This is a genomic window from Pedobacter kyungheensis, assembly GCF_000812965.1.
GTDB lineage: Bacteria > Bacteroidota > Bacteroidia > Sphingobacteriales > Sphingobacteriaceae > Pedobacter > Pedobacter kyungheensis.
Genome location: NZ_JSYN01000041.1, coordinates 23,379 through 38,987 on the forward strand (window position 1 = coordinate 23,379; position 15,609 = coordinate 38,987).

General features: G+C 41.1%; 10 protein-coding genes. 8 read left to right on the top strand and 2 right to left on the bottom strand.

Annotated features, from left to right (window positions below; translation table 11 throughout):
• Positions 1 to 279: 279 nt before the first annotated feature.
• The 3 genes from OC25_RS24855 (at position 280) to OC25_RS24865 (ending at position 4,292) form a co-directional block, all read left to right on the top strand.
• A complete protein-coding gene (locus tag OC25_RS24855) occupies positions 280 to 1,068 on the top strand; it encodes a sensor histidine kinase (RefSeq protein ID WP_039482535.1) in 789 nt (262 codons plus the stop codon).
• On the top strand, positions 1,061 to 1,720 hold the full coding sequence (locus OC25_RS24860; RefSeq protein WP_039482540.1) for a response regulator: 660 nt from the start codon (positions 1,061 to 1,063) through the stop codon (positions 1,718 to 1,720). Before OC25_RS24855 ends, OC25_RS24860 begins: the two co-directional genes overlap by 8 nt.
• A 145-nt stretch (positions 1,721 to 1,865) precedes the next feature.
• Complete coding sequence (locus tag OC25_RS24865) at positions 1,866 to 4,292, top strand: hypothetical protein (protein WP_039482541.1); 2,427 nt, start codon at positions 1,866 to 1,868, stop codon at positions 4,290 to 4,292.
• A 58-nt stretch (positions 4,293 to 4,350) separates the two neighbouring features.
• On the opposite strand, the gene OC25_RS24870 is transcribed toward OC25_RS24865, so the two are convergent.
• Together OC25_RS24870 and OC25_RS24875 are read right to left on the bottom strand one after the other, a co-directional pair.
• Entirely contained in the window at positions 4,351 to 5,880 is a 1,530-nt protein-coding gene (locus tag OC25_RS24870) for an OmpP1/FadL family transporter (protein WP_039482544.1), read from the bottom strand.
• Positions 5,881 to 5,898: 18 nt separating this feature from the next.
• A complete protein-coding gene (locus OC25_RS24875) occupies positions 5,899 to 6,912 on the bottom strand; it encodes a hypothetical protein (RefSeq protein WP_039482547.1) in 1,014 nt (337 codons plus the stop codon).
• Between the two features lie 190 nt (positions 6,913 to 7,102).
• On the opposite strand from OC25_RS24875, the gene proS reads away from it, so the two are divergent.
• From proS to OC25_RS24900, 5 genes are all read left to right on the top strand, one after another.
• On the top strand, positions 7,103 to 8,575 hold the full coding sequence (proS, locus tag OC25_RS24880) for a proline--tRNA ligase (protein ID WP_039482554.1): 1,473 nt from the start codon (positions 7,103 to 7,105) through the stop codon (positions 8,573 to 8,575).
• A 179-nt stretch (positions 8,576 to 8,754) separates the two neighbouring features.
• Positions 8,755 to 9,894 (top strand): cystathionine gamma-synthase, encoded by a 1,140-nt coding sequence (locus tag OC25_RS24885; RefSeq protein WP_039482557.1) that lies wholly within the window; start codon positions 8,755 to 8,757, stop codon positions 9,892 to 9,894.
• Between the two features lie 205 nt (positions 9,895 to 10,099).
• A complete protein-coding gene (locus tag OC25_RS24890; protein WP_039482560.1) occupies positions 10,100 to 10,951 on the top strand; it encodes a TIGR02757 family protein in 852 nt (283 codons plus the stop codon).
• A 120-nt stretch (positions 10,952 to 11,071) separates the two neighbouring features.
• Entirely contained in the window at positions 11,072 to 11,686 is a 615-nt protein-coding gene (locus OC25_RS24895) for a Crp/Fnr family transcriptional regulator (RefSeq protein ID WP_052266439.1), read from the top strand.
• Between the two features lie 534 nt (positions 11,687 to 12,220).
• Positions 12,221 to 15,609, top strand: a 3,389-nt coding sequence (locus tag OC25_RS24900) for a PKD-like domain-containing protein (RefSeq protein ID WP_209435634.1), incomplete at its 3' end; no start/stop codon positions are given.

Below are 15,609 nucleotides of genomic sequence, written 5' to 3' on the forward strand. Positions count from 1 at the left end.
ATGGAGCAGTTATGCTTTTGTATTTGGTGGCACATGTATTATCTTTTTTTCACTTATTTATTGCTACGAAAAATTAACATCAAACGAAACTACATCACTTTTAAATGAAGGCGAATTCTGGATTGCTATAGGCTTAATTCTCTATTATACCTGCGTTGTACCGTATATGGGGATGTTTCACTATTTGACTATAAATTATGAACAGTTAGCTGTTAAGCTAAAAAAACTAAATTTAATAACAAATATTATTATGTATTTACTGTTTGCTTATGCCTTTTTATGCAAAACGATCAAGACCGGGAAATCCTCTTTGTAATTATCCCCAGTATAATTATTTTTTTTGCACTCAGTAGTGCCATCGTTTTTTTTATGCTTTATTTTCAGAAAAGGAAATTTCAATATGTAAAAGAGAAGAACGAACGCGAAAAACAATTTGCGGAGCAATTGCTTCAATCGCGTTTAGAAATGCAGGAGCAAACTTTCGATAGCATTAGCCAGGAAATACACGATAACGTAGGGCAGTTGCTCAGTCTGGCAAGACTCCAGCTTAGCATTGCAGAGCAAAGTGAAATGAACGATAAAGGCTTACTCGCCGATATTAAAGGCAACATTGGCAATGCACTGACTGATTTGCGCGATATTGCCAAGAGTTTAAGTACCAGTCGCATTCAACAGCTAACATTAATACAGGCGGTTGAACAGGAATTGCAGCGTATTGGTCGTTCGGGTACGATTAACTGTAGTGTTGAAGTAAGCGGTAACGAGCAAGCTATTGCAGAGCAAAAGAAAATCATCACCTTCCGTATTGTGCAGGAGAGCTTACAAAATATATTAAAACACGCTGCTGCCACAAACATAGCTGTTGGCTTCGAGTTTTTAAACGAACAGCTCAATATCAGTATTGCCGATGATGGCATGGGGTTCAGCACAGATGAAAATATAAAAGCAGAAAGCGGCCTCGGACTTCAGAACATCATCAAACGTTCAGAACTGATCATGGGGAAAGCCACTATCAGCAGTACCATAAATCTCGGAACAAAAATCATCCTAACCATCCCGTATGTCTGAAAATATTAAAAATATCGCTTTAGTTGATGACCATATCTTATTCAGAAAAGGCCTTGCGGCGCTCATCAGCTATTTTCCGTCTTACAAAATATCGTTTGAGGCGGCCAATGGAAAAGATTTCATCAGGCAACTTGGAATATATGGCGTACCTGATATTGTTTTGCTTGATATCAATATGCCCGAAATGGATGGTTACAGTACCGCTACCTGGTTACGCATTAATCATCCTGCTGTAAATGTACTCGCTCTGAGCACCATGGATGCCGAAACTGCTATCATTAAAATGATTACCAATGGAGCACGGGGTTATGTGTTAAAAGATGCCGAACCTGAGGAGCTTAAAAGGGCTTTCGATGAGGTAATCAGCAAAGGCTACTTTTACAACGACCTGGTGACACGGAAAGTGATGCAGTCGTTAAATTCTCTGGCTGCCCATTCTGAGATCTCGAGCTTTGTTAAACTAACCGAGCGCGAAATGGAGTTTCTGAAATATACCTGCACCGAAAAAACTTACAATGAAATTGCAGCCGAAATGTTTGTGAGTCCGCGTACTATTGATGGCTATCGCAATGCTTTATGTGAAAAATTGCAGTTAAAAAGCCGTACGGGATTAGCACTTTATGCCGTAAAAAATGGTATTGTTAAAATTTAGCAGTAGCGGTTAGGTTAAAGCGGACTGATTAATATGCTAAATAATTGTTATACAGTAATTCTAAACTACAAGGCCGGCCAACTTTGTGCCAGCGATTTTTTGAATAATTAAAATAAAAACCTGATTTTTAAGCATACTTACCATTATGCTTTCAATATCCCGGCTAATCGCTTTTTTATTGGTTTTGCTATGTGTATCTGCAAAAGCACAGGATGCTAAACTCGATAGTGTAGCTACAAATCTCAGTAATTACGGATTAAACCAGAGCCAGTCTGGGCTTTATGTTCATTTTGATAAGAATGTATATACCAACAATGATCAGGTTTGGTTTACGGCTTACCTGCTTAAAACCATAACGGATATGAAGCAGTATCACACACTGTATTTATCGCTGGTTAACAATAAGGATAGCAGTGTTGTGTTACAACAGAAATTTTTAATAGATAAAGGTTGTTCGTTCGGGGCACTCACTCTTCCTGATTCTTTACCCGGTGGTGCTTACCGTTTTGTGGCAAACACCAATTTAAAGGTAAACGGACAGCCCGACGGCGTTTTCATTCAGCCAATCACCATTAAATCGACTACAATAACAGCTTTAAATCAAACTATTTCTGTGTTTAAACCCTACGATGAGCAAACGCGGAAAGGAACGGTTTTGCTCAGGATTTTAACCAGTGATAACCGTTTTGTTGAGGATGCACAGATCAGGTATCAAATTGGTAAGGGGAAGCAAATTATGCAAACAGGAACAGCTAAAAGCAGTGTAATTGGCGAGCTAATGATCGATTATCCTGCCGACCAGATTACGGCCGATAATAACGAACTTTTTGTCAGCATCAAAAAGGGAAGAGATACCAGTTATACCCGGTTTAGTCTACCGGTAAGGAATGCAAGCCCCTATACCGTGAAATTTTACCCTGAAGGTGGTTATCTGGTTAATGGTTTGGTATCAAAAGTGGGTTTTGAAGTTAAAGATGCCGCAGGAGCAGCCCTTAAAGCCAAAGCAGTTTTATATGCAGATAATGAAATACTGGATACAATTGCTACAAATGCCATGGGGCTGGGTGCTTTTATGCTTCAACCGCAGTTAACCAAAAAATATAGCGTAAGGCTTTTGACTGAGGAGAGAGAAAAGGGAATTCATGAATTGCCTGCAATTTTAAGCAAAGGGTTGGTGTTAACTTCAGGATCGGCGGTGGCCAATAACGATTTTAAAATAAGGGTAGAAGGGAATACCGCTGCCAAAGTGCATTTGTTAGTGCATAATTTCTCTGATATTTTTCTGCAAACACCCTTAACTTTGACTGCCGGTATTCCTCAAAATGTTCGCTTCCAGTTAGATTCTGTACCTGTCGGTCTACAGGCTGTTACCGTTTTAGATAGCAATTACAAACCACTGGCCGAAAGGATTTTCTTCGCACATTACGATCAGATTAATACGGTTAATGTAGCTGCAGGGCAGCAAGAATATTTTACGCGCGATAGTGTAAAACTGAAGCTCGATATTACAGATCGCGATAAAAAGCCGCTTGTAGGAATGGTTTCGATTTCCTGCGTGCAGGCCAACCGCATGCTGCTGGCCAACGAAACCAATATTGTAGATTATTTTTACCTGCATAACCTGAAAGAATTTTCTGCAAATAGTTTTGGCCTGACCTACGCCGATACCGGTTATCTGGATGAATTACTTTTAATTAAAGGTTGGAGGAAATATAAATGGCCTGAAATTCAAATTAACCCGGGCGATCAGGGTAAGCAGCTTAGCAGTTTAGGATATGAGGGAACAATTACGCGGAGAAATAAGAAGCTTAATGTGCCGATGGGGCTATCGACAATTGCCGGAACCAACCTCAATTTTTTAAACACCGATAGTCTGGGGCATTTTAGCATTCCGTATTCCAGCCTGGTTGTTAACGAACCCCGGCTGTCGGTATGGTTAACCATGTCGACCAGTAAATACGACCAATACGAACTAAAAATTAACGAACCGCAAAGTGAACTGAAAAAGTACCTGAGGCAGCAAGCTTATGTACTGCCCAATACGAAGACCGGCACCATCAACGAAAATAACATGAGTATCACCTCTGCGGCGGGTATCAGGCTCAAAGATGTGATCATCAAAAAGGTAAAAGACGAAAGAACTGATTTTGCTAAAAATGCCTTCGCCAATGCTTGCGGAGATTATGTTTGCATGTATAATATTTTAAATTGTCCGAATCACTTTGCGAACCCTGGTAACAAGAGCCCCATGAAAGGAGGGGTGTATAAAATTGCCGGCGGAACAGGAAGTACTGTTTACCAGGGCTGCGTAGGGCAGGAGCTTAAGCCCAATCTGGTTATCCTGCGCGGTATTAATCTTCCCAAAGAATTTTATATCGCTGATATAAACAATAAGAATGAACCAATCAGTTTTGCAACGGTTTACTGGAATTATCAGACCTTAATTGATGGTGAAACCCCTGTGAGTTTTAACACCGGCGATCTTACCGGGAAGTTTAAGATTATTGTTCAGGGGGTAACCGAAAAGGGTGTGGTTTATGGTGAGCAGGAGATTACCGTAAAAAGCCGGTAAAACAAAAAGCGTGCTGTTTGGTAAACCAGCACGCTTTAAGTCTTGAAGTGTTTTTAGCTTAAAATCTTACGCCAAAGGTTAAGAAAACATTGTTTCTGTTGCTTTTAACATCGGCTACAGGTTCTGAGTAATCATTCAGTTCGTAAGGGCTCGAATTAAAATTGGTTTTATAATTCTGATAAGCCAAATCGAAATAGTAGTTATCTACTCTGTAACCAATTCCACCGGTGAAATACTGGCCTTGGTAATATTTGTTATCACCACCTTTAATACCGCTTCCATTTACACCATAACCACCTCTTAAACTAATTTCATTGCTTACTTTTACTTCAGCTCCTACACGATAGTTAACAGTTTCTTTGTACGAATTCTTAATAAAATCGTTAGAGCTGTTAATGGTCGAAATATCTGAATTATTATCAGCAGAAAAACGCATTGATGAATAATCTACATAATCCACATCAGCAGATATTAAAGCAGTACCGGCAATTACATAACTTAAACCAGCAGAAGCTTTAAGCGGTGTGCGTAAATTATAACTGAAAGTATAGTATCTGCTCGCATTATTCGAACTTGTTGGTGCCGTGGTGGCATTCCCTAAAGTATTTGCCTGTAAAGTTTCAGCAGTATTGTCTTCCAGGTTCATCCATGTTGGTGTCTGGAAATTCAAGCCGATTCTTAACTCGTTAACAGGTCTGAAAATCATTCCCAGTTTTAAGTTAAAACCTCCACCTTTTGTTTCCTGGTTTCTGAAATGCGTAAGGTTATAATTCTCATTTCCGTTATAGATCGGTACAGTTGCACCATCATCATACGAATTAAGAATACCAGATTCAGTAAAAGTAGCATCGCTGGTGTATTTTACATTTACGAAACTGGCTGTAGCACCGATGTAAACTTTGTTGCCAAAATTAAGTGCACCTGCCACATTAAATTCAGAAGTAGAACCTAAACGTGCTTCATCCCAGTTTTGTTTAAAGGTGGCATTGTTATAAGGTTCTGCCGAATATTGATTCGGGAAAGTTGGCGTGTTTTTATTAATTAAATAGCTGTTATAAGCATCTCCGGCTATACTGTTGGAAGTACCATAATTATTAGCCTGGTCAACATAAGCATCCCTGATTGAGCTGTTTGTGTTGGTGCCATTGTAACTGATGTTATTTAAAAAATCGTTATTTCTGGTGTAACTTAAACCAAAAACACTACTTACCAGACCTTTACTTACATCGCTACCTTTCATTCTGGCAGCAGGGCTATAAAAAACAACCCCAAGGTTGTTTAGGTTAATCTGGCTTTTATCTGCTTTAATACTATTACCTAAAAAAGCACTTTGATTGGAAACACTATTAAATTCTGGCGTAATGCTAAACTCTGATTTGGTAAACAAGCCCAATCCGGCAGGGTTGGCATTGATCGAACCAATATCTCCACCTACACCAATTTGTGCACCTCCCATACCTTTAAATCTGGCTGAAGAGCCGTAGTTGGTTTGAGAAAAACGATAAGCATCTGGTGCATAACTTTGGGCGTAAGCCGTTCCCATAGCAGCTACTGTAGCTACTAGCGAAGCTAAAATATATTTCTTCATCTTGTGTGTTTAAATTGATTAACCTCTTCCTGCTCTTGATGGACGTGAACCGCCGCCGCCACCACCGCCGCCGGTTGAACCACCACCGCCGCCGCCGCCACTTGATGGAGGAGGAGAGTAGCTAGGTCTGCTTTCGGTTCTGGCAGGAGGATTATAGCTTTCATTTCTTGTAGGCCTGCTGCTTTGAGGTTGAGGTGCATAATTATCGTTTCTGGTAGGTCTGCCACTTTGTACACCTTGATTTTGAGTATAACCACCAGATGCCTGATTTCTTACCGGTCTGCCAGCATTGTTATTAGGCACATAAGAAACACCGCCATTCGGATTGGCTATACCAGATCTGCCTGGTCTGCCACCGTTAGCTGCGCCGCTTCCGTATCTAGGCACTCCACGATCATCGCTGCCTGGTCTTGGTCTGTAATTACCTCTGTTGGTATATACACCGCCACCGTAGTAGCCGCCACCCCAGCCACCGCCGTAGTAACCGCCTCCGCCCCAACCGTAACGGTCGTAGTAAGAGTATGGTCCCCACGAGTTCCAGCCCCAGGGGTTGTTCCAGCCGTAGCCATAGTTGCCATAATAGAACGGGTTATTCCAGATACTGCCGTAGCCCCAGCCACCGCCAAATCCGCCACCCCAGCCTAAGCCGTAACCGTTGCTCCAGCCCAGGCCAAAACCTAAGTAGTTAGAAGCACCGTAGCTGTTGCCATAGTAGTAATTATCGAAATAGGGGTCGTAATAGCCCTGAAAGCTATATCCATTATAAAAACGGTTTATCCTCGATGCGTAATCCATATCGTAGTAAGGATTACTGGTGCCATAATATTCGTCGTATTCCTGGTTGTCATATTGTCCCTGGTTACGCGCCTGTTGTTGGGGCTGTACCTGAACAATTTCAACCTCCCGGGCCTTCGCCACGGAGTTATAAACATCATCATTTGACTTGTTCTGAGCCAATTTTGATGTAGAGCATGACGCCACCAATCCTGCGGTAGCAATCATTACAATGGGGAGTAATTTAATTGGTTTCATTGTGTTTATATTTAGTTGTGTGTGTGCATGCGAAATCGGGATTTATTCAAATATAACTATTTAATTAGTAGCATAAAACAACAATTAAATAAATGATAATATTTTGTTAAACTTTTGTAGGCATAAATTTATAAATTTGTCCTCTAATTTTACATTTTTTAACATACAAATTACGTTCCAAATACATAAGATGAGCAAAGAAATTACAAGCCGGGAAGCCGATTATTCGCAGTGGTATAATGATATTGTATTAAAAGCCGACCTTGCCGAGCACTCCGCTGTTCGCGGATGCATGGTTATTAAGCCAAATGGTTATGCTATTTGGGAAAAAATGCAAGCAGTACTGGATAAAATGTTTAAAGATACAGGCCATCAGAATGCTTATTTTCCATTATTCATTCCAAAGTCATTTTTTTCTAAGGAAGCTTCTCACGTTGAAGGATTTGCCACAGAATGTGCAGTTGTGACACACTACCGTTTAAAAAATGACGGAAGTGGAAATATTGTAGTAGATGAAACTGCAAAACTGGAAGAAGAACTGATTGTACGCCCAACATCCGAAACCATCATCTGGAATACTTACAAAGGCTGGATTCAGTCGTACCGCGATTTACCTATTTTGATTAACCAATGGGCCAATGTGGTAAGATGGGAAATGCGTACACGCTTGTTTTTACGTACTGCAGAGTTTTTATGGCAGGAGGGACATACTGCGCATGCAACTGCCGAAGAAGCGATTGAAGAAACAGAACGCATGTTGCATATTTATGCCGATTTTGCTGAAAACTGGCTGGCTGTTCCGGTAGTAAGAGGACGCAAGTCGCCTAATGAGCGTTTTGCAGGTGCTTTAGATACTTATTGCATCGAAGCCTTAATGCAGGATGGTAAAGCCTTGCAGGCTGGTACGTCGCACTTTTTAGGACAGAATTTTGCCAAAGCTTTTGATGTTAAATTTACTGGTAAAGATGGTAAGTTAGATCATGTGTGGGCAACCTCATGGGGAGTATCAACCCGCTTAATGGGGGCTTTAATTATGGCACACAGTGATGATTCAGGCCTGGTTATCCCACCAAAACTGGCCCCAATACAGGTGGTAATTGTTCCGATTTACAGGAATGATGAAGACCTTGCTAAAATTTCGGCATACGTTAACGAGCTAAGTATGCGTTTAAAAGGTATGGGTATTTCGGTAAAATATGATGACCGTGACACACAACGTCCGGGCTTTAAATTTGCCGATTACGAAATGAAAGGTGTGCCGGTACGTATTGCCATTGGTGGTCGCGATTTAGAAAATAAAACGGTAGAAATTGCCCGCAGAGATACCAAAGTTAAGCAAACTGTACCGCAGGAAGGTTTGGATATTTATGTGGTTAAATTACTCGAAGATATTCAGCAGAGTATGTTTAACAAAGCATTGGCTTACCGCGATGAGCACATTACAGAGGCTAATTCTTACGAAGAATTTCAGCAGTTGTTAGATACTAAAGCTGGTTTTATTTCGGCACACTGGGACGGAACACCTGAAACAGAACAAAAGATTAAAGAAGAAACAAAAGCAACCATCCGTTGTATCCCTTTAGATAACAAACTGGAAGATGGCGTTTGTATTTACTCAGGTAAACCATCTACACAAAGGGTGTTGTTTGCCAGAGCGTATTAATGTGAGATATGAGACTTGAGATGTGAGGCATTAGATTTGGATCTGGTACCTCCTCTCATATATCCCTCTCAAATCTTTGAAAGTAAAATCGGATGTGATATATTAGACAATATACTTGAGGCATTAGATTTGGATCTGGTCTCAAGTCTCATATCTCGCGTCTCAAAATCTTTATAATAATGAAATTCGCAACTAAAGCTATACACGCTGGTCAGGAGCCTGATCCAACAACAGGAGCAGTAATGACTCCGATTTATCAAACTTCAACTTACTGGCAAAAATCGCCGGGCGATAACAAGGGTTACGAGTATTCGAGGGGTACTAACCCAACGCGTAAGGCCTTGGAAGATTGTTTAGCGGCTTTAGAAAATGCTAAATATGGTTTGGCTTTCTCGAGCGGAATGGGTGCTACCGATGCGGTATTACGCTTATTGCAACCGGGTGATGAGGTAATTACCGGAAACGATTTGTACGGTGGTTCTTACCGCATCTTTACCAAAATTTACAGCAAATACGGTATTAAATTCCATTTCCTGGATCTTTCTAAGCCTGAAAATATACTGCCTTATATTAACGATAAAACCAAACTGGTTTGGATAGAAACACCTACCAACCCAACCATGCAGATTATTGATATTGAAGGGGTAGCTAAAATTACGAAAGCGAAAAACTTAATATTAACAGTTGATAATACTTTTGCTTCACCTTACCTGCAAAACCCGATCGATTTGGGCGCTGATATCGTAATGCATTCGGTAACCAAATATATTGGTGGTCACTCTGATGTAGTAATGGGTGCTTTGGTAACCAATAACGAGACTTTGTACAAAGACCTTTGGTTTGTTTATAACGCCTGTGGCGCAACCCCAGGACCTCAGGATGCCTTTTTGGTTTTAAGGGGCATTAAAACACTTCATTTAAGGATGAAAGCCCATTGCGAAAATGGTGAACGCGTAGCCCGTTATTTAAAAACACACCCTAAGGTTGATAAAATTTACTGGCCGGGTTTCGAAGATCATCCTAACCATGATGTAGCCAAAAAGCAAATGCGCGGTTTTGGCGGGATGATTTCGATTACTTTAAAGGGCGCAGATTTACAGGAGACGTTCAGAATTTCTTCCAACTTTAAAGTATTTACACTTGCAGAATCACTTGGTGGGGTAGAATCATTGATTAACCATCCGGCTACGATGACCCATGGCTCAATACCAAAAGAAGAACGCGAAAAAGTAGGGGTAACCGATAACCTGTTGCGCTTAAGCGTAGGGGTGGAGGATATTGATGATCTTTTGGAAGATCTCGAACGTGCTTTGGCTTAGAAAAAATAGAACACAAAATTGTTTGTCATCCTGAGCCTGTCGAAGGACTTACGTTTACGTGCTTCGACAGGCTATTAGATTTCTCGGCTTTGCTGCGCTCCGCTCGAAATGACGGTTTTGGCTAAGAGGACTCATCTAAACGCAATCAGGCTCAGTGTGACATACAGCAGTTGAAGCCTTAATTCTACTTGTACAGATAAACAACATGCAGTTTCTCGAATTAAAAAACTTTCTCGATCATAAAGTAGCACAATACAACCGGCCCGATTTTATTGCGAACGATCCGGTTTGTATACCACATTTGTTTGAGCAAAAGCAGGATATCGAAATTGCGGGTTTCTTTGCAGCGGTACTGGCCTGGGGGCAGCGTAAAACCATCATTAACAAGTGCCGTGAATTACTTAACCGGATGGATAATGCGCCTTACGATTTTGCGCTTAACCATAGCGATAATGATTTAAAGCGTTTGCTTAATTTTAAGCATCGCACTTTTAACGATACCGACCTGCTTTATTTTATTTCCTTTTTCAAAATGCATTACAGCCATTTTGAGAGTTTAGAGCAAGCCTTTATTCCCAAACAGGAGGTTTTTCTCGATGCCTATCTGGAAGTATCAGATGGGGCAGGTGGGCTGTTTAATGCTTCGGAGGTTTGCCTGGCTGGTCAGCTGCAGGTTTCTATTGAACAATGCCTTAATTATTTCAGGGCATATTTCTTTTCACTGGATGATTTTCCACACCGTACCAAAAAGCATATCTCTTCGCCAAAGCAAAAATCTACTTGCAAGCGCCTAAATATGTTCTTAAGGTGGATGGTACGGGCTGATGACAAAGGAGTGGATTTTGGCATCTGGAATACACTTAAACCTAAAGACCTGATTTGCCCCTGTGATGTGCATGTAGATCGCGTTGCGCGCCTGCTTGGGCTCATTAACCGAAAACAAACAGACTGGTTAACTGCAGTAGAATTAACCAATCATTTAAAGGAGTTTGATCCGCTGGATCCGGTTAAATATGACTTTGCCTTGTTCGGTCTCGGCGTGGAGAAGGAATTTTAATATTCTGTTTAAGATTAAGTAAAGTTAAAAAAAACTTCTTTTTTAGAATCAATCTTCCTATACTTACGTAGTGGTTCTACTTTTTGAAGTAGTATATTATCTATCCCAACAGTAATTTCTATGATTGCAGTTAACTTATCTGATGAGGACAGGTGGAAGAAATACAACAATTTTTCGCCCTTAATCTCCATTTTTAAAAAGTTTCATCCATTGAATGATGAAATAGAAAGACGCATTAACCAGCATACTTTTCCGGTTAGTTACAAGAAGAATAAATACCTGGTTTCGCCGGTTGATCGCAATAAATTCCTGTTTTTAATTGTAAAAGGCGTGGTTAGAGGCTTTATAAAAGATGGAACTACAGAAATTACCACCTGGATTGCAAAAGAAAATGAAGTGGTAGGAACCATACGTAATTTATGGGTGGAAGGCGATTCGGAAGAGTATTTGCAGGCATTGGAAGATGTAGACTTAATTGCCATTCCGCATGTATTATCGGAATACCTTTACGAAAACTTTACCGAGGCCAATATTGTGGGCAGAAAAATGATGGAGCAATATTATCGCTCTGCCGAAGAGCGTGCCTATCTCTGCAGAATTTCTTCTGCCGAAAAAAGATATAAGAGATTTCTGGTTTCCTTTCCTGATTTGATAAACCGTGTTTCTTTAAAGCATATTGCCTCTTTTCTGGCAATCAGACTGGAGACACTGAGCCGCATAAGGGCTAAAATCTAATCGATTTTTATCGATTTTTCCTGTTATCATAACGAACGGAACAAGGGATTGTGAGCAATCGTTGTTCCGTTTTTTATGTCTAAAAATTTCCATTTTTGTTTTAAAACTGTATTATAAATAATACTTGTTAGAACTTAGTTGTTGATTATTGTCAAAAAAACATCTTTTTAAACACTCTTATGACTAGATGTACAAAATCTTATTATCTTTTTTCCTTTACTTTGTAGTATTCAAAAGACAGTTTTTGGTTGTTTATGTTGAAGAATGTATTTGGTTTTTCAATCTTCCAAAACGAAGTTTTTAAATAGTAGTCTATCCCTTCAATCGTGTTCATTTTCAGTTCTCGCAAGCTGACGCCAATAACATCAACGTAAAGGATTAATTCTTCTTTAGAAACGGCTTTTCAAAAAGATGTTGTGCTCATCGGATGAGAAATTATTAAGTAATAATTACCCTATTATTCCCAGGTGGAAAATGAATAAATTGATACAGCTCCTCTTCTCAGGTTACCCAAAAGGAAATTATCTTAAACTAATGATTTTATCATTGTTTTTGATGTTTTCGGTCACTTCAGTTCATGCACAAACGTATAAAACCCATTATATTGCCCCGGCGCCATGGCAGTATTGGAGTAGTGCAAACGAAATTATCGTATCTACAAACGTGGCTGGTACTTCGGCAACAGTAAGGAAAAGTGATGGTACGTTGATTACTACCTTAACGCCTTCTCCGGGTACGCCGGCTGTTTACAGGTTCTCGGGTAATCCGGTTGGATTAGCCAAAAACAGCCTTAATACCATTTTAAATGGAGCAGGTATTATTGTAACGGGTAATAACCCTATTGCTGTAAATGTGAGAAACATCGCTTCGGATGATATTCCGGCAGGATCATATACTTCTGCCAATGACCAATATATCAAAGGAAATGCATCACTTTTCAGCTTTGGAGATGCGGCTATCGGTAATTCTTTTAGAGTAGGTTATTATCGTGATGGGGATTTGAATAGCGTAGCTGCCTCGGTTTCTACAATCAGGCCGGTTTACAGCGTTTTAGCCATCGAGAATAACACTACTGTTAAGCTAAATGGTACAGCAATTACAACATTAAATGCAGGACAAAGTTATCTTTTACAGGCTACATTGGGTAGTTTGGTAGAAACATCTGGTCCGGCAGTAATGAATACCGGTATAAACGTAGATGCGCCCGAGGCTTGCGGTGATGGGGCTTACAATCCGGTTCCGCCGGTTAGCTCGCTGGGTAGCGAGTATGTGGTAATCAGGGGGAAGGGAAATAAGACGGCTGAACAAACTACCGTAGTTGCTACCGAAGCCAATACAAATGTAACCGTAATGAATTTTGATCATAACGGGGTGCTTCAATCAACCAATACCTATAATCTGATAGCTGAAGGTAGTTTTATTACCTTTCCGAATGGTGTTGAAACAGGAACCGGAACAGGTAACGTTCAGGTAGGCGATCCGTTTTCGGGCTCGAGAATCGTGGCTACAAAAAATGTGGTAGCCTATTCGGGAACGGCAAATAACTGCGAGGTTGATATTGCAACCTTGGCGCCTTTAAATTCGTGCGGAGGCTCTTTAAAGGCAGAGACTGCTAAATTCAGGGCCAATAACTTAACCGACTTACCGTATTTTGCTTATCTGGTTACCAAAAGTCCAACCGATAAAATTTACTTAACCACTAACGGTGGTACTCCGGCTTTTACCAATACCGATATTGAAACCATTAGTGGGGTAGGTACACGCAGACAGCTGGGAAGTACAGGGGCTTATGCCATTGATTTTGATAACAACAATATAGGTAACCCAAGCTCGTTTTTTATTACCAGTAACAGCAGGCTTACCGTGGCCATGGTACAATCTGGAGGAGGTTTCTCGATGTCGAACTTTCTTTCTCCATTTCCGGAGAAAGCCGGTAAACCAACTTTTGTACAGTCTGACTGTGCTTCGGCCTTATTGAGTGCTGATCCAAATAGTACTGCGCCGTACCAATGGTATTTTAACGGCGTGGCTATTGCGGGGGCGACTTCATCAACCTATCGTGCTGCGGTGTCAGGTTCGTATACCATCACTTCTATGCTCGATTGCGGAATCAGTTCACAATCGCTACCAGTAACTATTGCATTATGTAATATCGATCTGGTAATGAATAAAACGGTAGATAATGCATCGCCTGCAAAAGGAGCAACCGTTAATTTTACCGTTACCGTTAAAAATTCGGATGTAGCTTCGGGAGCTGTTACAGGTACGGGGAATGCGATTGGTGTTTCGGCTACTGATATCCTGCCTTCGGGTTATACCTATGTTTCGAATACAGCAACAACCGGAACAAGTTACGACCCATCAACAGGTTTATGGTCGATAGGCAGTATGGCTTCAGGTCAAACGGTAACCTTAACCATCAAAGCTATTGTAAAAAGTTCGGGCAACTATACCAATACTGCAACAGTAACCGGTCCGCAAAACGATCCGGTACCCTCCAACAACACCGCTTCGGCAAGTGTTACGCCGGTTGATATTGTACTAACATCGGCAGCGGGAACAGATGCACAATCGATCTGTGTAGGAGGTACAACTACTGCCATTACTTATTTAATAACAGGAACTCCTGCCGTGTTGGTTACGGGGTTAGGTGCTTCGGGTTTAACTTATGGTACCACTACTTCTGGCGGGAATACCATTTTAACCATCAACAGCGGTACGGTATCAACCGCCGGAAATTACAATTATACAGTAACGGCAACTTATGCTTTGCCATCTACTACGATTACTACAGCCAACGGATCGATAACAGTTCGTCCGGCGGTAACAACTCCGGTATTTGCTGCGGGTGCAACATCAACGCGTTGCCAGGGGGCAGGCGTACAAAGCTATTCAGCTACAGCAAATAATACTACCGGTATTACTTATAGTATTAGCCCGGCTGCTTCAGGCGTTATTAATGCATCGACAGGTAGTGTAACCTGGTCGGCCAATTACAGTGGTACGGCAACAATTACTGCTGTTGCAGCAAGTCCGTGCGGAAATAAAAGTGCAACACATACGGTTACCATTAACTCAACCGGAACCATCACAGGAGCAGCAACAGTATGTTCAGGTTCGAATGGAACCTTAAATTTAACAGGAGCACCTTCAACAGTAGTGCGCTGGGAGTCATCAACAGATAATATCAACTGGACTTCGATTACAAATAACACTACCACTTTAAATTATACCAATATTCCGGTTACTACTACCTATCGGGCAATTGTTTCAGGCAATGGCTGTACCAATGCCATTTCGGGTACAGCAACAGTAACGGTAACTCCTCGTCCGGTAATTGCAAACCAAACTTATTATATCTGCAAAACCGGTAGCTTTAACTTTAGCCCTGTTGATGTACCTAATGGAACAACCTATACCTGGGCTGCACCGACTGTTTCATCATCAAATATTACCGGCGGAACCGCCGGAACCAGTCAGCTGGCTATAAACCAAACCCTGACCAATTCTGGTACTACGCTCGAAACGGCGACTTATACGGTTACGCCAACTTATTCGGGTTGTGCAGGCAATGCATTTACAATTACCGTTTATGTGGTGCCAACACTAACAGCCAGTGCTACTGGTACAACTATTTGTTCGGGTTCGGCATTTAGTGTATCGCCTGCCAGCAATGTTAGCGGTACAACTTATAGCTGGACAGCTGCATTGGTTAGCGGAACAGCTACAGGATTTTCAAATCAGAGTACAGCAGTTTCAGGCCCTGTTTCACAAACTTTATCCAATACCTCAGGTGCAAACGCTGTTGTACGCTATACGGTTACCCCAAGCTATAATGGTTGTAGCGGAGCTTCTTTTACATTTGATGTATCGGTAACAACTGCAACACCAGCACCAACAGCAAGTAACCAAACTTTCTGCGA

What these genes read in the sequence shown, in the direction of transcription:
- proS (WP_039482554.1), top strand. Translation starts at nt 7,103, where the DNA reads ATGAGCAAAGAAATTACAAGCCGGGAAGCCGATTATTCGCAGTGGTAT.
- OC25_RS24875 (WP_039482547.1), bottom strand. Translation starts at nt 6,912, where the DNA reads ATGAAACCAATTAAATTACTCCCCATTGTAATGATTGCTACCGCAGGA.
- OC25_RS24865 (WP_039482541.1), top strand. Translation starts at nt 1,866, where the DNA reads ATGCTTTCAATATCCCGGCTAATCGCTTTTTTATTGGTTTTGCTATGT.
- OC25_RS24855 (WP_039482535.1), top strand. Translation starts at nt 280, where the DNA reads ATGCAAAACGATCAAGACCGGGAAATCCTCTTTGTAATTATCCCCAGT.
- OC25_RS24860 (WP_039482540.1), top strand. Translation starts at nt 1,061, where the DNA reads ATGTCTGAAAATATTAAAAATATCGCTTTAGTTGATGACCATATCTTA.
- OC25_RS24885 (WP_039482557.1), top strand. Translation starts at nt 8,755, where the DNA reads ATGAAATTCGCAACTAAAGCTATACACGCTGGTCAGGAGCCTGATCCA.
- OC25_RS24890 (WP_039482560.1), top strand. Translation starts at nt 10,100, where the DNA reads ATGCAGTTTCTCGAATTAAAAAACTTTCTCGATCATAAAGTAGCACAA.
- OC25_RS24895 (WP_052266439.1), top strand. Translation starts at nt 11,072, where the DNA reads ATGATTGCAGTTAACTTATCTGATGAGGACAGGTGGAAGAAATACAAC.
- OC25_RS24870 (WP_039482544.1), bottom strand. Translation starts at nt 5,880, where the DNA reads ATGAAGAAATATATTTTAGCTTCGCTAGTAGCTACAGTAGCTGCTATG.